We start from the raw sequence: 23,063 nt of genomic DNA on the forward strand, positions 1-23,063 counted from the left end.
GGCCAGAAGCATCCTCTAGAATATGGTTCTGGCATTGCACGCGTACCTGCTGGAGGATGAGCGATGGCTATCGGGTTGAGCGAGGAGCACGAGGCGCTCCACGAGTCGGTGAGCGGCTGGGCCGAGCGGAACATCCCCAGCGAGCTGCTGCGCGCCGGCACGGAGGGACGTCCTCCGTTCTGGTCGGGGCTGGCCGAGCAGGGGCTGCTCGGGCTGCACCTGCCTGAGGAGTCCGGCGGCTCCGGCTACGGCCTGCTGGAGGCGGCCGTCGCCGTCGAGGCCCTCGCCGAGCGCATGGCTCCGGGGCCGTACGTGCCGACCGTGCTGGCCGGCGCGGTCATCCACGCCTCCAAGCGCCACGAGCTGCTGGGCTCGCTCGCCGACGGCACGCTCACCGGCGCCGTCGCGCTCACCGGCGCGCTGACCGGCAGCGCCGCCGCCGACGGCTCGCTGACCGTCTCCGGCACGGCCGAGCCGGTGCTCGGCGGCGCGCTGGCCGACGTGCTGGTGCTGCCGGTGACCACCCCCGACGGCGAGCGGTGGATCGCGCTGGACGCCGCCGCCGCGACCGTCACCGAGCTGAAGTCGCTCGACCTGACCCGCTCCGTGGCCAAGGTCGAGCTGTCCGAGGTCGCCGTGCCCGCCGACCGGGTGCTGGAGGGCGTCGAGAGCGCCGAGGTACGCCACCTCGCCGCCATCCTGCTCGGCGCGGAGGCCGTCGGCCTGGCCTCCTGGTGCGTCACCGCCGCCGCCGAGTACGCCAAGGTCCGCGTGCAGTTCGGCCGCCCGATCGGCCAGTTCCAGGGCATCAAGCACAAGCTGTCGCGCATGCTGGTCGCGCTGGAGCAGGCCCGCGCCACCGTCTGGGACGCCACCCGCGCCGACGGCCAGGAGCTGGCCTACGCCGCCGCCATCGCCGGCGTGATGGCCCCCGACGCCGCCGTGCAGTGCGCCAAGGACGCCATCCAGACCTTCGGCGGCATCGGCTACACCTTCGAGCACGACGTGCACCTCTACTACCGCCGCGCGCTCACCCTGCGCGCCCTGCTCGGCTCGTCGGCCGAGTGGGCCGCCGAGGTGGCCGCGCTGGCGTTGCGGGGCGTCAGCCGCGAGATGGAGCTCGACCTGCCCGAGGACGCCGAGGACCTGCGCGAGTCGATCCGCGCCGAGATCGCGGAGATCGCCCGGCTGGAGGGCAAGGAGCAGAAGCGGGCGCTGGCCGAGCGCGGCTTCGTCATGCCCCACCTGCCGCGCCCGTGGGGCCGCGCCGCCAAGCCGCTGGAGCAGGTGCTCATCGCGCAGGAGCTGAAGGCCGCCAAGGTACGCCTGCCCGCCCTCATCATCGGCGCCTGGGTGGTGCCGTCCATCGCCGTCTACGGCACGCCGGAGCAGCAGGAGCGCTTCCTGCCCAAGACGCTCAGCGGCGAGATGATCTGGTGCCAGCTCTTCTCCGAGCCCGGCGCTGGCTCCGACCTGGCCTCGCTGCAGATGAAGGCGGAGAAGGTCGAGGGCGGCTGGAAGCTCAACGGCCAGAAGATCTGGACCTCGGTGGCCCACGTGGCGGAGTGGGGCATCTGCATCGCCCGCAACTCCAGCGAGGGTTCCAAGCACGAGGGCATCACGTACTTCCTGGTGGACATGAAGGCCCCCGGCGTGACCGTCCGCCCGCTGACCGAGATGACCGGCGAGAACCTGTTCAACGAGGTCTTCCTCGACGACGTGTTCGTACCGGACGACCTGGTCGTGGGCGAGGTCGGCGAGGGCTGGAAGGTCGCCCGCAACACGCTGTCCAACGAGCGCGTGTCGCTGTCGTCCGGCTCGGGCGGCACCGGCGCGTCGGTGCCCGACCTGCTCGGCCTGGCCGGCAGGCTCGGCCGCGAGCTGAGCCCGGTCGAGGCGCAGAAGGTGGCCGAGGTCGTCTGCGAGGGTCACTCCATCAACGCGCTGTCGCTGCGGGTCACGCTCAAGCAGCTCGCCGGCACCGAGCCGGGCGCGGACGCCTCCGTGCGCAAGCTGCTGTCCACCTCGCACGCCCAGCACGTCTCGGAGACGGCGGTCGAGCTGCTCGGCGCGGCCGCGACCACGGCGGCCGACATGAAGCTGGGCGACGCGGGCTACTGGAACCGGGCGGTGCTCGCCACCCGCGCCATGACGATCTACGGCGGCACCACGGAGGTGCAGCTCAACATCATCGGCGAGCGCATGCTCGGCCTGCCCAGGGACCCCGAGCCCGGCAAGTGACCGGCCGACGTCACACCGGCCGGCGTCACACCGGCCGGCGCCGCGCCGGCTAACGCTCCACCGGCTGCGGCGGGACGGCGACGGCCGTCCCGTCCGCGGCCGGGACGCCGATCCTGATCTCGCCGACGCAGGTCGTGCCGCCGCCCACCGTCCGCAGGTACAGCTCGGTGCCGCCACCGTGGAGCGTGGCATAGGTCGTGCCCAGGTCCGCGCCGGCGGGCACGACGGCGCCGGCGAGGCCGAGCCGGACGGACAGCTCGGTGGGAGCGCCGTTCAGGTAGGAGATCTGGACGGTGTACTCGGCGTCCCCGAGCCGGCGGGGGAGCGGGAGCCTGACCTCGCGCTGCCCGACGGAGGCGCACGCCCCGCCCGGCGGGATCGTCACGCCGTCGATGCGCACCGGGCGCAGGCGGCCCTGGGCGTCGAAGACCAGCGGGCCGGGCACCGGCCCCGACAGGCGGCGCGTCCAGGTGACCCGGTGCGTCCCGGCCGGGTCCACGACCTTGGAGTGGCGGGCGTAGTCGTAGAAGAACAGCGGGAAGGCGACCTTCTCCGGCACGAACGTGTCCAGCACCACCGTGCCCGCCGGGACCCGGGCCAGGGCGGCCTCGGCGGTCTCCACGTAGCTCCTGACGTTGCGGCCGAGCGGCCGGTCGGCGTAGGCGGCGACCGACCAGACGGAGCCGGCCACGACCGCGGCGGCGAGCGGCACCCACACCAGGCGCAGCCGGACCGCCGGCCGCCGCCAGGGCCGCTCCTCGCCGCGCACCGGGATGAACGCCAGCCCGAGGACGAGCGCCACGACCATGGCCGTGGAGGAGATGTACCGCAGCTCGAACCCGCTCAGATCGGGGCCGAGCAGCTCGATCCGCCCCAGCAGGATCGGCGCGAAGTCCGCCAGCAGGAAGTAGCCCAGCACCGTCACCCACGCCAGCCAGGCCCGCCGCCGCCACGACACCGACACCGCCACCGCGACGGCGGCCACGGCGAGGCTCGCCCACATCAGCGGGGCGGGCGTGGCGGCCAGCGCGTAGTCCTCGCCGATCGGCTGCCAGCGCCAGGGCCCGCCCAGCGAGGTGGGCACCAGCGAGCCGGTCAGCAGCGTCCAGACCGACTTCACGGCCACCTCGGCGCTCGGCAGCGAGGGCTCGAAGGTCTGCCGGGTGAGCTGCACGGAGGTGAAGAGCTGGTGCAGGAACAACACCGCGTACGGCACCAGCACGGCCAGGTACAGCAACCACGCCCGCCACCACCGCCGCACCCCGCCCAGCCAGCCCGCCGTGAGCACGAAGGCCAGCACCGGGATGAACGGCGCCTTGACGAAGAAGACCATCCCGAGCACCGTCCACGCCGCCGCGGCGACCGCGTGCCGGAAGCGCCCGGTGCGTACGTGCAGCACGTGCGAGGCGAGCGCCATCGGCAGCGCGACCTGGAACGGCAGCGTCTCGGCCACCACCGCCCACCACGACAGGCCGGGGATCGTCATCGGCGTGACCAGGGCGAACCCGAACGGCACGAGGACGGCAGGCCGGGGCCCGAACAGCACCCACAGCAGTCGCAGCAGCGCCAGCCCGGCCGCCGCCTGGAGGCCGATGGTGAGCGCGTGGGCGAGGGCGTCGTCGTGCCCGCCGAGCCGCCCGAGCGCCCAGTGGATCGCGAACGCGCCCGGCATCAGGTGGCCGAAGTCCACGCGCATGAGGTAGTCCCAGGTGAACCCGCTCTCCAGGCTCCTGGCGAGGAACATGAAGTCGTCCTGGCGGAAGTACGTGCGCCGGACGATCTCGAACTTCCACACGAGCTGCGCCGCCAGCATCACCAGCCCGGCGGCCAGCACGGCGTCGCCGCCGCGCAGCCAGGTGCGGCCCCCGGTCGTCGCCACGCTCCCCATCGCCCCGTCCTCCCGCGGTAACCCGGTAACTCAACCACGTCCGGACATGACGGTGGAAGTGCTGTGATGTCATAGCGGGATGCCGCACACGACCCGAGCCGGGCTCGCCGCCGCCCTCCTCGGGCTGGCGCTCGGCTGCCTGGCCCTCGGCCCCGGCCTGGGCCGGGGGTTCGCGTTGCTGCACGACATGGTGTTCGTGCCGGACCCGCGCTTCTCGGCCTGGACGTTCGGGCTGGCCGGCGGGGCGGCCCGGATGGTGCCCAGCGACGCCCTGGTGACCGCGCTGGCGCAGGTGCTGCCCGCCGAGCTGGTGCAGAAGCTGATCCTGCTCGGGATCTTCGTGCTGGGCTGCTCAGGGGCGGCCGTGCTGGCGCCCTCGGGGTCGCTCGGGCCGCGGCTGGTGGCCGGGGCGTTCTACGTGTGGAACCCGTACGTGGCCGAGCGGCTGCTCATCGGGCAGTGGGCGCTGCTGCTCGGCTACGCGGGGCTGCCGTGGGTGGTGCGGGCCGTATGGTCCGGGCGGCGGCGGGCGCTCGCCGTGCTGCCGGCGGCGGCCGGCGGGTTCGCGGCCATGACGGTCACCGCCCTCACGGCCCTGCCGGTCGCCCTGGCGCGCGGGCTGGGCCGGGAGCGGGGGGCGGCGGCCCGGCCGGTGCCGCGGTCGGCGGTGCGGTCGGTGGTGGTGATCGCGGCGCGGCCGGTGCTGGTGACGGCCGGGGTGCTGGTGGCGTTCAGCCTGCCGTGGCTGGTGGTGACCGCGTTGCGGCCCGAGGGGCTGGCCGCGGACCCGGTCGGCGTGGCGGCGTTCGCGGCGCGGGCCGACACGCCGTTCGGGACGGTGGGCAGCCTGCTGTCGCTCGGCGGCATCTGGAACGCCCATGCCGTGCCGCCCGGGTACGGGACCTGGGCCGGCGCGCTCGCCCGGCTGCTGCTGGTGCTGGCGGGGGTGGCCGCCTTCCTGCGCTCGGACCTGCCGTTCCGCCGGGGGCTGGGCGCGGCGGCGGTCACGGGGGTGCTCGTGGCGTGCGCCGGGGTGAGCGAGCCGGGGCGGGTGGCGTACCAGCAGGTGGTGGGCTGGTGGGGCGGGTTCGCGGTGTTCCGGGACGCGCAGCAGTTCGTCGCGCCGCTGGCCCTCGCGGCGGCCCTGGGGCTCGGCGCGCTGACCGGGCGCGTGGCGGGGCGCCGGACGTGGGTGGGCGCGATGGCCCTGGTGCCGGTGGCCGTGCTGCCCACGCTGGCCTGGGGCGCGCTGGGGACGCTGGACGCGGTGCCGTACCCGGGGAGCTGGAGCGCCGCCCGCGCGGTCATCGAGCGCGACCCGGCGCCCGGCGACGTGCTGGTGCTGCCCTTCGAGTCCTACCGGCGCTTCCCCTGGAACGGCGGGCGGCCGGTGCTGGACCCGGCGCAGCGCTTCTTCGCCGTGCCGGGGCGGCGGGTGGTGTCGAACGACGCCGTGCGCGTGGGGAGCCTGGTCGTGGCGAGCGAGGACCCGCGGGCCCGCGAGATAGAACACGTACTAGAAGGACCTTCACCGGACCTGCCGGGAGCCGGGATCCGCTACGTGATAGTCGACGCGGGGACAGGTGAAGAGCGGGCGCGGTTTGCCCTATGGCTACGGAGAGCACATGTTCTAGTCGATGACCGTGACCTGCGGTTGTACCGATTTGACGAACCAGTAAGCCGCTGATCAGGCATTTTGTTAAGATTTGGTGGAGCTACTTCCGAGTAGCAAGAATTGGTTCTAAGTTGGGTCCGGCCCGGTCTCACAGCCCGCTCGAGGAGGAACCTCCCGTGATCAAGGCCCTCTTAGCAGCGATCATCGGCGTCGCCGTAGCGGCCCTCGTGGCGACGGTCACCACGGTCTCCTTCACCGGCTCCACCGCGACGCCGGTCAACCAGCCGCTCTACAACTACGGCGACCGGTAAGCCCGGATCATCATGCCGCCCTCTCCGCAAGGGGACGGCGGGACGAGCCGGCCACCACTGCTCGAGATCGTCGTTCCCGCCTACAACGAGGAACGGCGGCTTCCTGGGGGGCTCCTGCAGCTGTGCGCGAAGCTTGCCCGCATGCCGTTCCCGGCTGCCGTCATCGTCGTCGACAACAACAGCACCGACCGCACCGCCGAGGTCGTCAGGGGGTGGCCGGCCGGGCCCGTACCGGTCCGCCTCGTCCGGTGCCCGACCCCGGGGAAGGGCGCCGCCGTGCGCACCGGGCTGATGGACACCACCGCCCCGTTCGTCGGGTTCTGCGACGCCGACATGGCGACCGACCTCGACGCCGTGGACGCGGCGCTCGGCCTGCTGCTGTCCGGTGAGCGCGTGGTGGTCGGCTCCAGGGGCCACGCGGGCTCGATCGTGGAGAACCGGCACAGCAGGGTCCGCGAGCTGGGCGCCGCCTGGTTCCGGGCGCTGGCCGGCGCGCTCGTGCCCGGCGTGAGCGACACCCAGTGCGGCTTCAAGTTCTTCGACGGCGTGCTCGCCCGCGAGGTCGCCGCGCTGCTGCGCACGCCCGGCTTCGCCTTCGACGTCGAGTTGCTCGCCCGCTGCGCGGCCGAGGGCTCGCAGGTGCACGAGATCCCGGTGCGCTGGCAGGACGTGCCGGGGTCCCGGTTCTCGCCGGCCCGCCACACCTTCGGCATCGTGCTGGAGCTGGGACGCATCTGGTTGCGCCTGCGGGCCAGGCCGCGCCCCGCCGCGCGCCCGGCCTGGGACCCGCCGGCCGCGCCCGACCCCGTCGGATATCCGTGAAGATCGCCTTCGTCAACTGGCGCGACCCCTGGCACCCCCAGGCCGGTGGCGCCGAGACCTTCGCCTGGGAGCTGGCCCGCCGCCTCGCCGGGGCGGGCCACCAGGTCAGCTTCGTCACCGCGCGGGCCCCCGGGCAGCGCCGCGGCGAGGTCGTCCAGGGCGTGCACTTCGCCCGCATGGGCGCGACGTTCACCGTCTACCCGCTGGTGCTGGCCTGGCTGCTGGCCCGGCGCGGGCGCTTCGACGCCGTGCTGGACTGCCAGAACGGCATCCCGTTCTTCACCCCGTGGGTGGTGGGGCGGCGCACCAGGGTGGTGTGCGTCGTGCACCACGTCCACGACCGGCAGTTCGGGGTGCACCTGCCGGGGTGGCTGGCCGCGTTCGGGCGGTTCCTGGAGGGGCCGGTGTCGCGGTGGAGCTACCGGCGGCACCCGAGCGTGGCCGTGTCGCCGTCCACGGAGCTGGCCATGCGCGAGCGGCTGGGCTGGCGGGGGCCGATCCACCTCGTCCCGAACGGCGTGAGCGTCGCCGACCCCGGCGAGGTCACCAGGAGCCCGGCCCCGCGGCTGGTCTGCCTGGGCCGGCTGGTCGCGCACAAGCGCGTCCACCTGCTCCTCGACGCCGTCCCCGAGCTGCGGCGGCGCTGGCCGGACCTGGAGGTGGACGTGATCGGCAGGGGGCCGGAGGAGGAGCGGCTGCGCGCGCGGCTGCCCGAGGGTGTCACCCTGCACGGGTACCTGCCCGAGCGGGACAAGAGCCGGCTCGTGGCGCGGGCGTGGCTGCACGTCAACGCCTCGCAGGGCGAGGGGTGGGGGCTGAGCGTGCTGGAGGCGGCGGCGCTCGGCGTGCCGACCGTGGCCTTCGACGTGGACGGGCTGCGCGACGCGGTGCGGCCCGGCGAGACCGGCTGGCTGCTGCCCGAGGGGGGCGGCGGCGCGGGCCTGGCGAAGGGCATCGCCGCCGCACTCGGCGAAGTGGACCACACTTATACCGTGAAATGTCGGGAATGGGCTGACCGATTCTCCTGGGACCGCAGTGCCGAACGCCTCCTGGCCCTCCTGAACGGGCACCCTCGGGGCGAGCCCGCCGGGGAGGAGTGGTGAGCCGCCCGCCGTCCACCGACAAGCTGGTCTGGGGCCGCCCCGGAACGGGAAAGGCGTCCACGCGGCCGCCCGTCCCGGCCCGCCCGGTGAGTGAGCAGGCGCGGCGGCGCTGGTGGCTGCTGCTGTGCTGCTTCGGCTTCGGCCTGCTGGCGTTCACCACCAAGCCGGGCCACCTCATCTCCGACACCAAGATGGACCTCGCGCTCAACCCGGTCGGCTGGCTGGAGCGCGCCGCCCACCTGTGGGACCTGCAACACTTCGGCCAGCTCCAGAACCAGGTCGCGGGCTACGTCTTCCCGATGGGCCCGTTCTTCGCGCTCGGCGACCTGGCCGGGGTGCAGCCGTGGGTGACGCAGCGGCTGTGGCTGACGCTGCTCATGTGCGTGGCCTTCCTCGGCGTCGAGCGGCTGTCCGGGCAACTTGGCATCGGCACGCCGGGCACCAGGATCGCCGGGGCGCTGGCGTACGCGCTGGCCCCGCGCACGTTGTCGATCCTCGGCGAGATCTCCATCGAGTGGCTGCCCGCCGCGATGATGCCGTGGATCCTCGTCCCGCTGCTGACCGCCTCGGAGACCGGCCAGCGGGCGCGCGGCGCGATCAGGTCGGCGCTGGCCGTGGCGCTGTGCGGCGGCGTGAACGCGGTGGCGGTGCTGGCCGTGCTGGTCGCGCCCGTCCTGTACATCCTCACCCGCCCGCGGCCGGTGCCGCGCTGGCGGCTGCTCGCCTGGTGGGGCGGCGCGGTCGGGGTGGCCACCCTCTTCTGGTGGCTGCCGCTGCTGCTGGTCGGCAGGTACGCGTTCTCGTTCCTGCCGTACACCGAGACCGCCGCGACCACCACCTCGGTCACCTCGCTCACCAACGTCCTGCGCGGCGCCTCCGACTGGGTGCGTTACCTGCCGCTCAACGGCGTCTTCGAGCAGCCGCCCGGCTTCGCGATCGCCACCTCGGCCACGATGGTCGTGGTCACCGGCGCGCTGGCCGCGCTCGGCCTGGCCGGGCTGGCCCGCCGCGACCTGCCGGCCAAGGGGTTCGTGCTGGCGCTGTTCGTGGTGGGCGTGGCCGCGCTGGTGGCCGGGCACATCAGCGCGCTGGAGCCGATCACCGCCGAGCCGGTGCGCTGGCTGCTGGACGGGCCGCTCGCGCCGCTGCGCAACCTGCGCAAGTTTGACCCGCTGGTGCGCCTCGCGCTCGCGTTCGGCCTGGCCCACCTGCTGGTACGGGCGCGGCTGCCGCTGCGCTCGCTGGCCTCCGTGGCCGCCGCCGCGCTCGTGCTGCCGGTCTTCAACCAGGGCCTGGCCTCGCCCGGCGACTTCGAGCAGATCCCGTCCCACTGGCGCGAGGCCGCGGCCTGGCTGGACGAGAACGCCGGCGACGACGGCGTGCTGCTGGTGCCGGGCGCCAAGTTCGGCGAGTACGTCTGGGGCCGCCCCATCGACGAGCCCCTGCAGGCGCTGACCACCGCCCGCTGGACCACGCGGGGCATCACGCCCCCGGGCTCGGTCGGCCTGACCCGGCTGCTGGACGCCATCGACCAGCGCCTGGCCGCCGGGCACGGCTCGGCCGGCGTGACGGCCGTGCTGCGCCGCCTCGGCGTGCGTTACCTGCTCGTCCGCAACGACCTCATCAGGCAGAACCTCCAGGGCGCCTGGCCGTCGCGGGTCTACGAGGCGCTGCGCGAGACGCCCGGCCTGAGGTACGTACGCTCCTTCGGCGAGCCGGTCGGCGACCGCCAGACCGACGACGCCCAGCACTCGCTGGACCCGGCCTTCCCCGCCCTCGGCCTGTACGAGGTGTCCGACGCGGCCGACCTGGTCTCCGTGCAGTCGGCGGCCGACGCCCTGGCCGTGCGCGGCGGGCCGGACTCGCTGCTGGCGATGGGCGACCTCGGGCTGCTCGGCGACGGCCCGGTGCTGGTGGACGGCGACGCCGGCAAGCTGGAGCTGCCCACGGTCGTCAGCGACGCGCTGCGCCTGACCGAGCGCTCGTTCGGCGAGCTGCGCTCCAACCGCTCGCCCACGCTCACCGCCGACCGGAAGGCCGACTTCGGCGGCGTCCGCGAGCTGGACCTGCTGGAGGACGGCTGGCTGGACGACACCGCCACCGCCGAGTACCACGGCATCGCCGGCATCACGGCCTCCACCTCGGTGGCCGACCCGGACGCCATCGCCGGCAGCAGCGACCCCGCCGGCAGCCCCTGGGCGGCCATGGACGGCAACGTCGCCACCGGCTGGCAGAGCAGCGGCACCACCCCGCCCGAGGGCCAGTGGCTGCGCGTGGACCTGCCCACGGCCAGGGCGATCCCGAACATCCAGGTCATGTTCGCCCCCGACCTGCTGCTCGGCCAGTCGATCGCCCGGGTGGCCGTCGAGACCGACTCCGGCAGCCTGACCCAGGACGTCCAGTACACCACCGATCCCCAGTCGCTGCGGGTGCCCGCGGGCCCGGCGAGCTGGGTGCGGCTGAAGGTGCTCGCCACCCGCTCCGAGCGGTGGAGCTACGGCCAGCGCGTCGGCATCGTGGAGCTGGCGATCCCCGGCGTCACGGCCGAGCGCACGATCCGGCTGCCCGCCGCGACCGGCGACGCCTACGTCATGGACCGCGGGCTGGACGAGCGGCCCGCCTGCGTGCGTACCCCGCAGCGCTGGGTGTGCAACGAGCCGGTGCTGGCCCGGCACGGCGAGGAGACCGGGTTCGACCGCACGTTCACGGCGCCGGCCGCCGGGAGCGCCAACGTGCGCGGCACGGCGGTGCTCAAGGACGCCGCGCTGGCCGACCGCTTCACCCGGGTCAGCGGCTCGCTGACCGCCGTGACCGGCTCGTCCCAGCTCACCAAGGACCCGGTGGTCGCGCCCCGCTCGGCCTTCGACGGCGACGCGACCACCACCTGGATCCCGGCCGCCGAGGACACCGAGCCCACGCTCACGCTCGCCTGGAAGGGCGACAGGACGATCTCGCGGATCAAGCTCGGCCGCCCGTCCAGCGACCGGCTGCAACCCCTCGACGTGATCGTCACCGGCGACCGCGGCATCGCCCGCGCCGGGCGGGTGGACGAGCAGGGCAACCTGTCGTTCCGGCCGCTGCGGACCTCCACGCTCAAGCTGCGCTTCACCCCCTTCAGCAAGCGGCTGCAGCTCACCGAGCTGGTCGTGCCCGGCCTCGACCCGGTGACCAGGCCCGCCGACATCCCGCTGCGGCTGCCCTGCGGCCTCGGCCCGAACATCGAGGTGAACGGCAAGCTCGTGGCCACCAAGGTCGCAGGCACCCACGCCGACCTGCTGGAAGGGCGGCCGGTGGAGATCCTCGGCTGCGCGCGGGCCAGGCTCGCGGCCGGTGACAACCGGGTGCGGGTGGCCGGGTGGGAGCCCTTCGCCGTCGACGACCTCGTGGTCGGCCGGCTGCCCGACGAGCCGCGCGGCGTCGAAGGGGCCGCGGTGCGCGGGACGTGGACGCCCGCCGAGCGCGAGGTCAGGGTCAGCGCGCCCAAGGACGCCTTCCTCGTCGTCAACGAGAACTTCAACACCGGCTGGCGGGCCACGATCGACGGCCGGGCGCTGCGGCCGGTCCGCGTGGACGGCTGGAAGCAGGCGTGGGAGCTGCCCGCGGGCACCTCGGGCACCGCGAAGCTGGAGTACGTGCCGGACCGGGCCTACTGGCTGGCGCTGGCGTACGGGATGGCCGGGATCGCGCTGCTCGCGCTGGCCGCCCTGGTGCTGCGCGGGCCGCGTCCCGAGCACGTGCGGGAGACCGCCCCGGCCGCGGCGGCGCGGCTGTCGCGGCTGCGGGCGCCGTACGCGGTCGTGCTGGGGCTGGCGCTCGGCGGCTGGGTGGCGAGCTGGCCGGGGGCGCTGGCGGTGCTGGCGGCGATGGTGGCGGCGCTCGCGCTGCGGTCCAGGCGGCTGCCGGCCCACTGGCTGCCCGCGGGGCTGTTCATGGCGGCGGCGGTGTCGCTGGCGGCGTACCTGATGCTGCGCGAGCGCGGGATCGACCTGGTGGCGCTGACCGACCACGTGCCGCAGCTCCTGTCATCGGCGGCGGTGGGCGCGCTGCTCGGGCAGCACGTCACCCGGCCCGCCCGGCCGGAGCCGCCCGCTGAGCCGCCGGCGGAAAAGCCGGTGCTGGCCGGCGCCCGCTCAGCCTGAGGGCGGTGGACTCGACGAGATGGTAGCTCCCCACGCTGAGCAGCAGCGTCACGACGAACGACACCACGGCGACGCTCGGGAAGTCGCCCTGGAACGGCTGCGCGCCGGTGAGCTTGAGCTGGAGCGTGATCACCGGCGCGTGCCACAGGAAGAAGCTGTAGGAGATGCGGCCGAAATAGGCGGTGACCGGGTTGCCGAGCACCCGGTGCCGCAGCGAGCCGGCCCGCGGCGCCAGCGCGAACGGCGCCACCAGCAGCACCGCGACCGCCGCCTCCAGGCTCATCCTGAGCAGCGACTGGCCGAGGGTGGGCAGGGTGAGCGTGCGCGGCCCGGCCAGGCCGGTGCTCAGCAGCGCGTACAGCAGGAAGGCCAGCACCAGGAGCTGCGGCGCGAGCGCGTCGATCAGCCGGCTCTCCCTGATCCACACCGACAGCACGGCCATCGCCATGCCGCAGGCGAAGAAGACCAGATGGTACGGCAGCCAGAGCCCGATCTCCGGCCGGTCGCTCAGCCGCGCCACGACGACGCTCACCACCGACACCAGCGGCAGCAGGGCGATGCCGGCCAGCAGCCGCACCGCCGGCGCGGGGCCGCGTCGCGCCCACCGGTCCAGCGCCCAGGCCAGCAGCGGCAGCACCACGTAGAAGGCCATCTCGATGGGCAGCGTCCACATCTGGTAGAGGCCGTCGGGGGTGGGGTCGCCGGGGAAGTAGTTCTGGAGCAGGAGCAGCCACTTCAGCCAGCCGGTCCAGTCGAGGCCGCTCCAGGCCCACAGCGCCAGCGCGGTCACCAGCCAGTAGACGGGCATGACGCGCAGCACCCGGCGCCACAGGTAGATCCCGGGCCGGGGCCGTGCCGTATCCTCGATCACCGCGCGCGCCCACGGGCGGTAGAGCAGCAGGCCCGACAGGAGGAAGAAGATGGGGACGGCGATGCCCAGTCGCGCCATCAGCCAGGCGTACATCCCCTCCCGGTACATCACGCCCGTGTTGCTCCCGACGTGCAGCAGCCACACGCCGAGCGCGGCGAGCGCGCGGATGCCGTCGAGGGCCGCGTCCCTGCTCCTCATGCCTGCTCCCGCCTCCGTGGATCGACCGGCCAAACCACGATAGAACTTGTTTCTATCGATTTGGTTGCGGAGGCAGGCACGGCGGTGACGACGATCACCCCCTGTCATACTTTGTTGCTCGACGATCGCACCTGATGACAACACGTTCTACAAATGCGGAGGCCTCGATGGGTCGTATCTCCACGCTCGTCCTCATCGGGTTCGGCGCTTTCTTCATCGCACTGGCCCCGTTGCTGAGATTCTGGGCGGCCGAGAAGATCATCTCCGCCCCGGCGAACCAGTTCGGCATCTCCCGGCTGGAGGCCAAGCAGGCGCAGTACTTCTCCCTCCAGGACCTCAAGGTCCTCACCGGCGACCTCGACATCATCGTCACCACCCGGGGCGACGTGAAGGAGGCCACCTCCGACCGGGTCGTCTGGGACGAGGCCACGGTCGTCAACGACGTCACCAACAGCCGCCCGCAGATCGACCTGTCCGAGCGGCGCAGCGCCTTCAACCGCTACACCGGCGTCGGCGTCAACTGCTGCGGCGCCAACATCGACAAGACGCCGGTCCAGCTCGACGGGCAGATCTACAAGTTCCCGTTCGACGTGGAGAAGAAGACGTACAAGGTGTTCAACGCCCAGGCGGGCAAGTCCTTCGACGCCACCTTCGTCCGCGAGGACAAGGTCAACGGGCTGCCGGTCTACGTCTTCGAGCAGGCCGTCCCGCCGACCAAGACCGAGACCCGCACCGCCCCCGCCAACGTGCTCGGCATCACCGGCACCACCGGCGACGTGCAGGTGGACCGCTGGTACGACGGCAAGACCACCTTCTGGGTCGAGCCGGTCACCGGCTCGCCGGTCAAGCAGGAGGTGCAGCGGCACGAGGTGCTGAAGACGCAGGACGGCGTGGAGCGCGCGGCGGCCTTCGTCGGCACCGCCAAGATGACCGAGCAGACCGTCGCGGACCTGGTCAAGAACGCCGAGAACGGCAAGAGCCAGATCAACCTGCTGCGGACCGTCATCCCGCTGGTGCTGCTCGTCGTGGGCGTGGTGCTCGTGCTGGCCGGCGTGGTGCTCGGCCGGCGCCGGACGACCCAGTGAAATAGAGCGACATTTCACGGCCCGCCGCGAGGCGGGCCTTTTTTCGTTTATGTGGAGCTTCCGGTAGAACCGGTTATCGGCTTAAGGTTACTCGCCGGTACCGACGAAAGGTTCTAGTGTAGAACACGTTGCAGTTCGCGTTGTGCCGGACGTATTGTCGGGCCATGCGGACACGTGTCACGGACATGTTCGGTATCGAGCTCCCGATCTTCGCGTTCAGCCACTGCAGGGACGTGGTCGCCGCCGTCAGCCGCGCGGGCGGCATGGGCGTGCTCGGAGCGCTCTACTTCACCCCCGAGGAGCTCGAACTGGAGCTCAAATGGATCGACGACCACGTGGGCGGCAAGCCGTACGGGGTGGACGTCGTCATGCCGGCCTCGTACGAGGGGGCCGACTTCGCCCCCGACGAGCTGGTCGGCCGCCTCCAGGCGATGATCCCCGAGGGGCATCGCGCGTTCGTGGAGAACCTGCTGGCCCGGCACGGGGTGCCGCCGCTGTCCGCGGACGCCGACGCCGGCCGCGTCCTGCTCGGCTGGACCGACGCCACCGCCCGCCCGCAGGTCGAGGTCGCCCTCCGCCACCCGATCGCGCTGCTCGCCAACGCCCTCGGCCCGCCCCCGGCCGACGTCGTCGAGCTGGCCCACTCCCACGGCGTCAAGGTCGCCGCCCTCGCCTCCACGCCCCGGCACGCGCTCAAGCAGGTCGAGGTCGGCGTGGACGTGGTCGTCGCCCAGGGCACCGAGGCCGGCGGGCACACCGGCGAGATCTCCACGATGGTCCTCATCCCGCAGGTGGTGGACGCCGTGGACGTCCCGGTGCTGGCCGCGGGCGGCATCGGCAACGGCCGCCAGATGGCCGCCGGCATGGCGCTGGGCGCGGAGGGCGTCTGGACCGGCTCCCTGTGGCTCACCGTCGAGGAGGCCGACACCCCGGAGGTCGCCAAGCGCCGCATCCTGGAGGCCACCTCCCGCGACACCGTCCGCTCCCGGAGCTGGACCGGCAAGCCGGCCCGCCTGCTCAGGAACGAGTGGACCGAGGCGTGGGAGTCCACCGAGTCGCCGGGCACCCTGCCGATGCCGCTGCAGTTCATGCTGGTCTCGGACGCTTTGCGCCGCATCGGCCGCAGCGACGCCACCGAACTGGCCACCTTCCCGGCCGGCCAGATCATCGGCATCACCAACCAGGTCCGCTCCACCAAGGACGTCATCTTCAGCCTGATGGAGGAGTACGCCGAAGCCCTGGACCGCCTCACCAGCATCACCGACGACTGACCGCAGGCGTCGTCACCGGGCACGACGGCGACCGCGATCCCCGAGCCGGCCGGCGCACCCGGCCCGCCCGGGGCCGTCGCCCGTCAGTGCCGGGCCGGCACGCCCCCCGGCGTGTCGTCGTTCGGCACCAGGTAGGTGGCCACGGCCTGCACCACCACACCGATGAGCGCGATGGCGGTCTCCTTCGTGAGCTGCCCCGCGCTGACCCAGCTCACCGCGATGGCCCCCAGAGCCACCACCAGCATCGCCCACCACTTGCGCGTCGGCATAAGACTCTTGCGCGTCACGACCTCGGCATCCATGTCCCCTCCTCAACCCGCCACTCAGAACGCAGGCTAGAAGACCACCCCCCACCCCCGCGTCCGGGCCGGGACTAGGGAAAACCCTCAATCCCCTCGACCGTCAGCGATCCCTATGGCGCTCGTCACCGTCAGGCGAGGGCATCCTGCCGCCGTATACCAGAAGGAACCGTTCCGCCGGCAACACGATGCCGGACTCTCGACCGGCCGCAGCGAGGACTGGTCATCGCCGTCACACAGGTACGACAGCGATCAGGCTTTCAAGCCCCACAAAATCGTCGGTATTGCGGGTGTAGAGCGGAAGTCCCCGACTTGAAGCGATCGCGGCGATCATGAGATCCAGGCGCCTGGGTCGAGGATCGCGCTTGGCGGCGAGCGTCAGGGTGACCAAACTGCCATAACGAGCTGCTGCCTCCGCGTCGAAGGGGAGTGGCTCGAAGTCGGCAACGGCGACCCCCAACTTCTCCATCCGAACGGCTCGGGTAGCCGGGTCCTTGGCCAAGGCCACGCCTTGCTGAAGTTCGGCAAGGGTGATGGCGGTGAGTTCAGGAACGGCGGGTAGCTCGACGGGTGAGATCTCGGCGAGATCGATGTAGACGCACGTGTCGATGACCCCTGAGTTAGGGCGATCAGCCATGCCGCAGCCACGGCCCGTCGTCAATGTGGTCCTCGCCGAACACCTCGTCCCCCTCGCGACGCATCGCCGCGTAATCGACGCGCGGAAGGCGCCGATGCTTGGCGACCAACTCCTCAGCGCTCAGGCGGCGTTTGCGCGGCAGCCGTCGGAGCTCCGCGACCTCGATCCCGTCGCGGGTGATGCGAAAGATTTCGCCCGCCTCGACCTCATTCATGACGGCGGCTGAGTTGTTTCCAAGCTCACGCTGAGTGATGACCTTCAACACGCACCTACCGTAGCCTCTCGTAACCCACCGTGCTATCGATTCTAAATCTCGGTGTCCCTTATGGGGGGAAGGTCACCCAGCCGATTTGCCGGTAGTTGGTGATCCCGGAGGCACAGGCGCGACGGTTACCACGACCTCCAGCTTCTCCAGCAGAGCGGCAAACGCAACAGTCTTGGTCCTCGCGCGGCGTCAAGCGCCGGGTTCATCCGGCGGATCGGCGGTCAGAACCCGATACGCGATGGCCGCCGCCTCGACCACCGCGCGCCAACGAGGTGACTGAAGATACGAGGATGTGAGCGTTCAGGCTGAAGTCGTCATGGTATCCAGGGTGCGGTAACTCCCGCCTCACCCAGACGGCTTCCTGGTGGCCCGCATCCCCGAGAGCGCGCACCGCGCCCACTACCTCGTTCCGCATCTCAGGAAACCTGATTGAGCTCAGGGCTCGTACCACTTGCTCTGCTCCTTCCGCTCAGTGATCCCCATGATGCTCGTCACCGTCAGGCGAGGGCATCCTGCCGCCGTACACCAGAAGGAACCGTTCCGCCGGCAACACGATGTCGGACGTCTCGACCGGCCGTTCCTGCGCGTAGTGGGTGCGGCGGATCGTCATCATGACCGAACCGGGAGGCTGCTGAAGTGCCTGGCACTCCTCGGTGGTTCCGATGCGGGCGCTGACCTTCTCGGTCCAGTTGTCGATCACGATCCCGATGGACAACATCCGCTCCGCCAGGCCGCGCCCGGCGAGCAGGCCGTCCTCGGGCAGGACGATCGGGGTGCCGCATGTCAGGCACAGCGGCTCGTAGGAGGTGCGCAGCTCGACCGGTACGCCGTCCGCCTTGATGACGTACTCGGTGCGGACCGCATCCTCCTCGTCGCCGTGCGGCTCCGGCATCAGCAGGCGCCGGCGGACGTCGTCCGGAGCCTGGAGGGTGTGCGAGCTGTACTCCCACGAGGTCTCATGCCGCTTGGGCTCCGCCGGGACGCTGAAAGGCGTTGACCGGTACCACGCTCGCATCATCTGCTGCGGTTCGCGGTGTCCGCGCACGTATGTGCCGGACCCGGAGCGTGCCTCGGCCAGGCCCTCGTGGATAAGCGCCTGCGCGACCCGGTTGGCCACGCCGTCGGAGACGTTGTACCGGCGTTTGATCTCCGGACGCGACGGCAACCTCGCACCGGGCGGGAGCTCGCCGCTGGCGATCTTCTCGCGGAGTTCTGTGGCGATCACCTGCCAGAGCGGCCGGTCCTGAGTCACGGCGAACAGCTTGACAGGCTGTGTTCATAAGCCACCAGCTTTGTCCTAAGCAGGTGACCTGTGTTCAAGGCTAGGGCGCCTGGAAGCTCATGTACGAACAGTGCCTTTTCGCCGTACCGGGCTCGATCGGGAGTGCGGGAGCCTGGATCCACGCCATCGCCGAAGCCGCTTTTCCGCAGCTCGGCGACCGAGCCGAATGCCTCGTCCGCCACCTCGTGAGTGCTTCGATCCGCCTTGCCCGTCCTGGGGAGCTGATCACCGTGATCGCCACGCCATCGAGAACGGCGCTACGGGTCGAGGTGTGCTTCCGCCGTCTCGGCCCGGGCTGTCGGGAGTGGGCCGCGATCTCCGCCCTTACGACGAGGTTCGGGGCCGACGCGGGCAAGGGCGCCTGCCGTATCTGGGCCGAGCTGCCCACCGAGCCGCCACCGGCTCCCCGCCTGCCGTTGTACGACACGTGGCAGGACGAGCAGGGCTACCACGCCCGCCTCCGAGAGACCCTGTCCGCGTCCGCCATCGGCTACGGCTGCGCCCAGGAGGTGCGGGCCGGGACGCCCCAGGACCTGATCCGGGTGGCCGTACGTAACCAGGTGACGGTCTGGAGGTGGGAGCGGTCGTGGGCCGGTCCGGAGCCGGGCGTATGACCGGTCCCGTCATCCTCGTCTGGACGGACGGCCGGGGCCGGGTGTGGCTGGACACCGGCGAGGAGGACCCGCTGCGCGGGGATCCCGTCATCGAGTTGCTGAACGGCGAGCTCAGAGGCCCCCTCCGCTGGGTCGCCGAGCATTTCGCGCCCCTGCGCCGCCTCAGCCCGTGAACCAGCGGCCCCCGAGGCGGGATGGCCTACCTGGGGAACAACGTGAGGGCGGGGACATGGGCCGGACGGACCACGGAGAAGTCGCGGACGTCGATCGTCATCACTTCGGTGACCCGCATCCGCTCCGCCACCACTACGACCGAGGCGTCGGCGGCGCCCAGGGGAAGGTCGTGATACCGCTCGACGAGGACCGCGATTCGCGAAAGATCCGACTCCGTGAGATCGACGAGCCGGAACCAGCCGGATTCGAGCAGCCGCAGGAACGCGGACTCCGCCTTCGCGCCGCCGAGCCTGCCGATCATGTAGCAGCTCTCACCGGCGACGAAGCTGGGGACGAGTAGTTGCCGGTCGGCGTTGCGGAGGCGCATGAACTCCTGTACGCAACGCTCGTGGTTCTTGTCGTCCCGGAAGGTCGCGGCCACGATCGGGCCGGTGTCGACCACGATCACGCTTCGTGACCGTAGCCCTCCTCAAGGAATTCCTCTACCTGTTCTGAGGCGTCGTTCCGGCCGGCCTGGTAGGCGCCGAAGAGGGCGGGCACGCCGTCGGGGCCGAGCTCGGGCTCCTCGGGGTGTGAGCGGACGAGCCGAAGGAGTCGCGCACGCTCTTCGTGCACCTGGTCGGGGCGGAGCCGGTCGACCAGGCGGTGAAGATCTTCGTACTCTTCCTGCGGTGCCGTCATGTTGTCGAGTTTACGGCGTGCGCCCGGGAAACCCGAGGTAGTCCTCTGACGCCGCGGTCAGTGGCCCTGGTAGTAGGCGGGGCGTTTGTCGCGGAAGGCGCGGGTGCCCTCCTTGGCGTCCTCGGAGCCGATCACCGGCCAGCCCAGGTCGTCGGAGACCTTCAACGCCTCGGGTTCGGGCAGGCCCAGCGTGTCGCGGTAGGTACGCAGGATGGCCTGGACGGCGAGCGGGCCGGAGGCGGCCACGTCGTCGGCCAGCTCGCGGGCGGCGGCGAGTGCCTGGCTGTCCGGGACCACCCGGTTGACCAGGCCCATCGCCAGGGCCTCGGCGGCCGTGACGGCGCGGCCGGTCAGCAGCAGGTCCATCGCGTGGCAGTACGGGATCTGGCGCGGCAGCCGGACGGCGCTGCCGCCCATCGGGAACAGCGCGCGCTTGGCCTCGAACAGGCCCAGCGTGGCCGACTCGGCCACCACCCGCAGGTCCGTGCCCACCAGCAGCTCGGTGCCGCCGGCCACCGCGTAGCCCTCCACCGCGCAGATGACCGGTTTGGTCGGCAGGTCCTCGCGCAGCAGGCCCTTCCAGTGGAAGTTGGGGATCTGGGCGGCCCTGGCCTGGACCTCCGGGTCGGTCGAGGGCAGGCCCATGGCCTTGAGGTCGGCGCCGGCGCAGAACGTGCCCTCCGCGCCGGTCAGGATCGCCACCCGGATCCCGGGCTCCGCCGACGTGTACGCCCAGGCCGAGGCCAGGCCGATCAGCATGTCGGAGGAGAGCGCGTTGCGGGCCTCCGGCCGGTTCATGGTGACGATGAGGACGTGGCCGTCGCGTTCGATCCGGCAGTGGGGGGTGCTGATCGGCAGGAGCTCCACGTACGCCTCCGAAGTCTAGATCAAGCGCTTGCTACGCGATGGGCCCCAGGATACGCTCCGAGCAGCAAACGAGAACAGGTTCCTGTTTTTTTCGCCGGCGCGAGGGAGCGCCGCCGCCTGGAGGAGAGGCGGGAGCGAAGCGACCAGAGCGGGGGAAGGCGACGGCATCGGGCGACCGAGCCGCCGCACGAAGTGCGGCAGATCAGACACAGGGAGCGCACATGGGCACGCTCGGCTTCTGGAGGCTCGCGCAGGCGGATCCCGGGTGGATCGCGGCGGTGGACCCCGACGGCACCGAACACCGCGCGGGCGATCTCCTGGCCCGGGCCAACCGCCTCGTCCACGGCCTGCGCGACGACCTCGGGCTGCGGGCCGGCGACGGCGTCTGCGGCCTGGCTCCGAACGGCGCGGACGGCCTGGTGCTCTACCTGGCCGCGTTGCAGGCCGGCTGGTACTACACCCCCGTCAACTGGCACCTCACCGGCCCGGAGATCGCCTACATCGTGGCCGACAGCGAGGCCAGGGCGTTCTTCGTCCACCCGCGCTTCCTCAAGGAGGGCGCCAGGGGGGCCGAGGCCATCGCGCCCGAGCGGCGCTTCGTCCTCGGCGACGGCGACGGCGCCGAGGGGTTCCGCCCGCTGCGCGAGCTGACCGACGGCCGCCCCGACACCGCGCCCCCCGACCGCACCGCCGGCCTGACCATGCACTACACCTCCGGCACCACCGGCCGGCCCAAGGGCGTGCGCCGCCCGCTCAGCGGCCTCGACCCGGACGACGCGGCCGAGCTGATGACGTTCCTGCTGGGCATGTTCGGCGTCACGCCGGGGCGGCCCAACGCCCACCTGGTCACCTCGCCGAGCTACCACACCGCCGTCACCCAGTTCGGCGGCACCGCCCTGCACATGGGCCACACGCTCGTCTACATGGACCGCTTCGACGCCGAGGAGCTGCTGCGCCTGTGCGAGCGGCACCGCGTCACCAGCTCCCACATGGTGCCGACGCACTTCAAGCGGCTGCTCGCGCTGCCCGAGGAGACCCGGCGCAAATACGACCTGTCCTCGCTGAGATGGATGATCCACGCCGCCGCCCCCTGTCCCGTCCCGGTGAAATGGGCGATGTTGGAGTGGTGGGGCGACTGCGTGTACGAGTACTACGCGGCCACCGAGGGCGGCGGCACCATCGCCACGCCCGAGGGCTGGAAGTCCCACCCCGGCACGGTGGGCACCGCCTGGCCGATCAGCGAGCTGCTCATCGTGGACGACCACGGCGACCCGGTGCCCACCGGCACCCCCGGCACGATCTACATGAAGATGGCCGGCGCCTCCTTCGAGTACAAGGGCGACCCTGGCAAGACCGCCGCCAACCGCCTCAAGGACCACTTCACCGTCGGCGACATCGGCTACCTCGACGAGGACGGCTTCCTCTACCTCTGCGACCGCAAGGCCGACATGATCATCTCCGGCGGCGCCAACATCTACCCGGCCGAGATCGAGAACGAGCTGATGGTCCACCCGAAGGTGGCTGACGTGGCCGTGTTCGGCATCCCGGACGAGGAGTGGGGCGAGCAGATCAAGGCCGTCGTCGAGCCGGCCCCGGGCGCCGAGCCGGGCCCCGCCCTCGCCGCCGAGCTGCTGGCCTCCCTGGAGGGCCGGCTGGCCCGCATGAAGTGGCCGAGGAGCATCGACTTCATCGCCGAGATGCCCCGCGAGCCGAACGGCAAGCTGCTCAAACGCAAGCTCCGCGACCCGTACTGGGAGGGACACGACCGTGCCATCTGATCCGCTGGTCGCTCAGCACGTCCTGGAGTTCCCCGGCGGCTACACGCGTACGACCGGGCCGGTGGTCGGCCGCTTCCTCAGCGAGCTGCGCGCCCGCCGCGTCGTCGGCGTGCGCACCGCCGAGGGACGCGTGCTGGTGCCGCCCCTGGAGTACGACCCCGACACCGGCGACCCCGTGACCGGCGAGTATGTCGAGGTCGGCCCGGCCGGCACGGTCACCACCTGGACCTGGGTGCCCGAGCCGCTCGACGCCCACCCCGTGGACGGCCCCTTCGCCTGGGCGCTGATCGAGCTGGACGGCGCCGACACGGCGCTGCTGCACGCGGTGGTCGCCGAGGACGCCAAGGCCATGCGGACCGGCATGCGGGTCTGGCCGGTCTGGCGCGAGCGGCCCACCGGGCACATCACCGACATCGAGCACTTCGTCCCCGAGGTCACGAAGATCGTCTCGCCGGTGCGGGCGGAGTACCGGCTGCGGGCGGGCGGCTCGCTGCGGGTGTTCCTGGAGGGCGTGGCGCGCGGCGTGCTGCTCGGCGGGCGCTGCGAGCGGTGCGCGAAGGTGTATGTGCCGTACCGGGCGTCCTGTCCCGAGTGCGGCGGCCTCATCCCGGACACCCTCGAACTGCCCGACACCGGGACGATCACCACGTTCGCCATCAACAACCTGCCCGACCCGCGCGCTCCCGAAGTGCCGTTCGTGTCGGCGTACATCCTGCTCGACGGGGCCGACATCCCGATGATCGCGCTGGTCGCGGGCGTGCCCGCGCACGAGGTGCGGCAGGGCATGCGGGTGCGGGCCGTGTGGGTGCCCGAGAGCGAGCGCACGGCGTCCATGGCGAACATCCGCTGGTTCGCCCCGACCGGCGAGCCCGATGTGGAGCTGTCGTGAGACCCGACGGGGAGCTGTCATGAGAGGCCGCGT

The 23,063-nt window shown here is 72.1% G+C and carries 21 protein-coding genes; 12 read left to right on the forward strand and 9 right to left on the reverse strand.

Going from position 1 to position 23,063, the window contains the following annotated elements:
• The first annotated feature begins 63 nt into the window (after positions 1-63).
• On the forward strand, positions 64-2,241 hold the full coding sequence (locus tag AB0H75_RS02525; protein WP_367788536.1) for an acyl-CoA dehydrogenase: 2,178 nt from the start codon (positions 64-66) through the stop codon (positions 2,239-2,241).
• A 49-nt stretch (positions 2,242-2,290) separates the two neighbouring features.
• On the opposite strand, the gene AB0H75_RS02530 is transcribed toward AB0H75_RS02525, so the two are convergent.
• Positions 2,291-4,129 (reverse strand): hypothetical protein, encoded by a 1,839-nt coding sequence (locus AB0H75_RS02530; RefSeq protein ID WP_367788538.1) that lies wholly within the window; start codon positions 4,127-4,129, stop codon positions 2,291-2,293.
• Positions 4,130-4,208: 79 nt separating this feature from the next.
• Here AB0H75_RS02530 and AB0H75_RS02535 point away from each other — a divergent pair, with 79 nt between their 5' ends.
• From AB0H75_RS02535 to AB0H75_RS02555, 5 genes are all read left to right on the forward strand, one after another.
• Entirely contained in the window at positions 4,209-5,816 is a 1,608-nt protein-coding gene (locus AB0H75_RS02535) for a hypothetical protein (protein WP_367788540.1), read from the forward strand.
• A 104-nt stretch (positions 5,817-5,920) separates the two neighbouring features.
• The gene (locus AB0H75_RS02540; RefSeq protein ID WP_020541447.1) at positions 5,921-6,055 is read left to right on the forward strand and encodes a hypothetical protein; all 135 of its coding nucleotides are present in this window, start codon (positions 5,921-5,923) and stop codon (positions 6,053-6,055) included.
• Positions 6,056-6,067: 12 nt separating this feature from the next.
• Entirely contained in the window at positions 6,068-6,877 is an 810-nt protein-coding gene (locus tag AB0H75_RS02545) for a glycosyltransferase (protein WP_367788543.1), read from the forward strand.
• Positions 6,874-7,980, forward strand: coding sequence for a glycosyltransferase family 4 protein (locus tag AB0H75_RS02550; RefSeq protein WP_367789050.1), 1,107 nt, complete (start codon positions 6,874-6,876; stop codon positions 7,978-7,980). The genes AB0H75_RS02545 and AB0H75_RS02550 overlap by 4 nt, the downstream gene beginning before the upstream one ends.
• Positions 7,977-12,119, forward strand: coding sequence for an alpha-(1->3)-arabinofuranosyltransferase family protein (locus AB0H75_RS02555; RefSeq protein ID WP_367789053.1), 4,143 nt, complete (start codon positions 7,977-7,979; stop codon positions 12,117-12,119). The genes AB0H75_RS02550 and AB0H75_RS02555 overlap by 4 nt, the downstream gene beginning before the upstream one ends.
• On the opposite strand, the gene AB0H75_RS02560 is transcribed toward AB0H75_RS02555, so the two are convergent.
• On the reverse strand, positions 12,040-13,188 hold the full coding sequence (locus AB0H75_RS02560; RefSeq protein WP_367789055.1) for an acyltransferase family protein: 1,149 nt from the start codon (positions 13,186-13,188) through the stop codon (positions 12,040-12,042). The genes AB0H75_RS02555 and AB0H75_RS02560 overlap by 80 nt on opposite strands.
• 167 nt (positions 13,189-13,355) lie before the next feature.
• Between AB0H75_RS02560 and AB0H75_RS02565 the strand changes: the two genes are divergently transcribed.
• Both AB0H75_RS02565 and AB0H75_RS02570 read left to right on the forward strand, forming a co-directional pair.
• A complete protein-coding gene (locus AB0H75_RS02565) occupies positions 13,356-14,273 on the forward strand; it encodes a DUF3068 domain-containing protein (RefSeq protein ID WP_367789057.1) in 918 nt (305 codons plus the stop codon).
• Positions 14,274-14,437: 164 nt separating this feature from the next.
• Positions 14,438-15,544: an NAD(P)H-dependent flavin oxidoreductase gene (locus AB0H75_RS02570; RefSeq protein ID WP_367789060.1), complete on the forward strand. Its 1,107-nt coding sequence runs from the start codon at positions 14,438-14,440 to the stop codon at positions 15,542-15,544.
• A gap of 83 nt (positions 15,545-15,627) precedes the next feature.
• Here the strand turns inward: AB0H75_RS02570 and AB0H75_RS02575 are convergent, their stop codons facing one another.
• From AB0H75_RS02575 to AB0H75_RS02590, 4 genes are all read right to left on the reverse strand, one after another.
• Positions 15,628-15,846 (reverse strand): hypothetical protein, encoded by a 219-nt coding sequence (locus AB0H75_RS02575; RefSeq protein WP_367789063.1) that lies wholly within the window; start codon positions 15,844-15,846, stop codon positions 15,628-15,630.
• Between the two features lie 229 nt (positions 15,847-16,075).
• Positions 16,076-16,480 (reverse strand): type II toxin-antitoxin system VapC family toxin, encoded by a 405-nt coding sequence (locus tag AB0H75_RS02580; RefSeq protein WP_367789066.1) that lies wholly within the window; start codon positions 16,478-16,480, stop codon positions 16,076-16,078.
• Positions 16,473-16,745, reverse strand: coding sequence for a PhdYeFM domain-containing protein (locus tag AB0H75_RS02585; RefSeq protein WP_367789069.1), 273 nt, complete (start codon positions 16,743-16,745; stop codon positions 16,473-16,475). Before AB0H75_RS02585 ends, AB0H75_RS02580 begins: the two co-directional genes overlap by 8 nt.
• Positions 16,746-17,214: 469 nt before the next feature.
• Positions 17,215-17,997, reverse strand: coding sequence for a GntR family transcriptional regulator (locus AB0H75_RS02590; RefSeq protein ID WP_367789072.1), 783 nt, complete (start codon positions 17,995-17,997; stop codon positions 17,215-17,217).
• 260 nt (positions 17,998-18,257) lie between these two features.
• Here AB0H75_RS02590 and AB0H75_RS02595 point away from each other — a divergent pair, with 260 nt between their 5' ends.
• Positions 18,258-18,641, forward strand: coding sequence for a hypothetical protein (locus AB0H75_RS02595; protein ID WP_367789076.1), 384 nt, complete (start codon positions 18,258-18,260; stop codon positions 18,639-18,641).
• A complete protein-coding gene (locus tag AB0H75_RS02600) occupies positions 18,638-18,814 on the forward strand; it encodes a hypothetical protein (RefSeq protein WP_367789079.1) in 177 nt (58 codons plus the stop codon). Before AB0H75_RS02595 ends, AB0H75_RS02600 begins: the two co-directional genes overlap by 4 nt.
• A 26-nt stretch (positions 18,815-18,840) precedes the next feature.
• On the opposite strand, the gene AB0H75_RS02605 is transcribed toward AB0H75_RS02600, so the two are convergent.
• The 3 genes from AB0H75_RS02605 to AB0H75_RS02615 are packed head-to-tail and all read right to left on the reverse strand — an operon-like array spanning position 18,841 to position 20,363.
• On the reverse strand, positions 18,841-19,263 hold the full coding sequence (locus AB0H75_RS02605) for a type II toxin-antitoxin system VapC family toxin (RefSeq protein ID WP_367789082.1): 423 nt from the start codon (positions 19,261-19,263) through the stop codon (positions 18,841-18,843).
• Positions 19,260-19,496: a hypothetical protein gene (locus tag AB0H75_RS02610; protein ID WP_367789086.1), complete on the reverse strand. Its 237-nt coding sequence runs from the start codon at positions 19,494-19,496 to the stop codon at positions 19,260-19,262. Before AB0H75_RS02610 ends, AB0H75_RS02605 begins: the two co-directional genes overlap by 4 nt.
• Before the next feature lie 57 nt (positions 19,497-19,553).
• Positions 19,554-20,363, reverse strand: a complete 810-nt coding sequence (locus AB0H75_RS02615; protein WP_367789088.1) for a crotonase/enoyl-CoA hydratase family protein — start codon at positions 20,361-20,363, stop codon at positions 19,554-19,556.
• Between the two features lie 221 nt (positions 20,364-20,584).
• On the opposite strand from AB0H75_RS02615, the gene AB0H75_RS02620 reads away from it, so the two are divergent.
• Together AB0H75_RS02620 and AB0H75_RS02625 are read left to right on the forward strand one after the other, a co-directional pair.
• A complete protein-coding gene (locus AB0H75_RS02620) occupies positions 20,585-22,141 on the forward strand; it encodes an acyl-CoA synthetase (protein WP_367789091.1) in 1,557 nt (518 codons plus the stop codon).
• Positions 22,131-23,030: a Zn-ribbon domain-containing OB-fold protein gene (locus tag AB0H75_RS02625; protein WP_367789093.1), complete on the forward strand. Its 900-nt coding sequence runs from the start codon at positions 22,131-22,133 to the stop codon at positions 23,028-23,030. The genes AB0H75_RS02620 and AB0H75_RS02625 overlap by 11 nt, the downstream gene beginning before the upstream one ends.
• The last annotated feature ends 33 nt before the right edge of the window (positions 23,031-23,063 follow it).

This window comes from Nonomuraea sp. NPDC050783 (assembly GCF_040802095.1).
GTDB lineage: Bacteria > Actinomycetota > Actinomycetes > Streptosporangiales > Streptosporangiaceae > Nonomuraea.

Coding starts and splice junctions, on each gene's coding strand:
- AB0H75_RS02535 (WP_367788540.1), top strand. CDS start 4,209: ATGCCGCACACGACCCGAGCCGGGCTCGCCGCCGCCCTCCTCGGGCTG.
- AB0H75_RS02580 (WP_367789066.1), bottom strand. CDS start 16,480: ATGGCTGATCGCCCTAACTCAGGGGTCATCGACACGTGCGTCTACATC.
- AB0H75_RS02560 (WP_367789055.1), bottom strand. CDS start 13,188: ATGAGGAGCAGGGACGCGGCCCTCGACGGCATCCGCGCGCTCGCCGCG.
- AB0H75_RS02545 (WP_367788543.1), top strand. CDS start 6,068: ATGCCGCCCTCTCCGCAAGGGGACGGCGGGACGAGCCGGCCACCACTG.
- AB0H75_RS02565 (WP_367789057.1), top strand. CDS start 13,356: ATGGGTCGTATCTCCACGCTCGTCCTCATCGGGTTCGGCGCTTTCTTC.
- AB0H75_RS02620 (WP_367789091.1), top strand. CDS start 20,585: ATGGGCACGCTCGGCTTCTGGAGGCTCGCGCAGGCGGATCCCGGGTGG.
- AB0H75_RS02600 (WP_367789079.1), top strand. CDS start 18,638: ATGACCGGTCCCGTCATCCTCGTCTGGACGGACGGCCGGGGCCGGGTG.
- AB0H75_RS02610 (WP_367789086.1), bottom strand. CDS start 19,496: ATGACGGCACCGCAGGAAGAGTACGAAGATCTTCACCGCCTGGTCGAC.
- AB0H75_RS02525 (WP_367788536.1), top strand. CDS start 64: ATGGCTATCGGGTTGAGCGAGGAGCACGAGGCGCTCCACGAGTCGGTG.
- AB0H75_RS02570 (WP_367789060.1), top strand. CDS start 14,438: ATGCGGACACGTGTCACGGACATGTTCGGTATCGAGCTCCCGATCTTC.
- AB0H75_RS02575 (WP_367789063.1), bottom strand. CDS start 15,846: ATGGATGCCGAGGTCGTGACGCGCAAGAGTCTTATGCCGACGCGCAAG.
- AB0H75_RS02530 (WP_367788538.1), bottom strand. CDS start 4,129: ATGGGGAGCGTGGCGACGACCGGGGGCCGCACCTGGCTGCGCGGCGGC.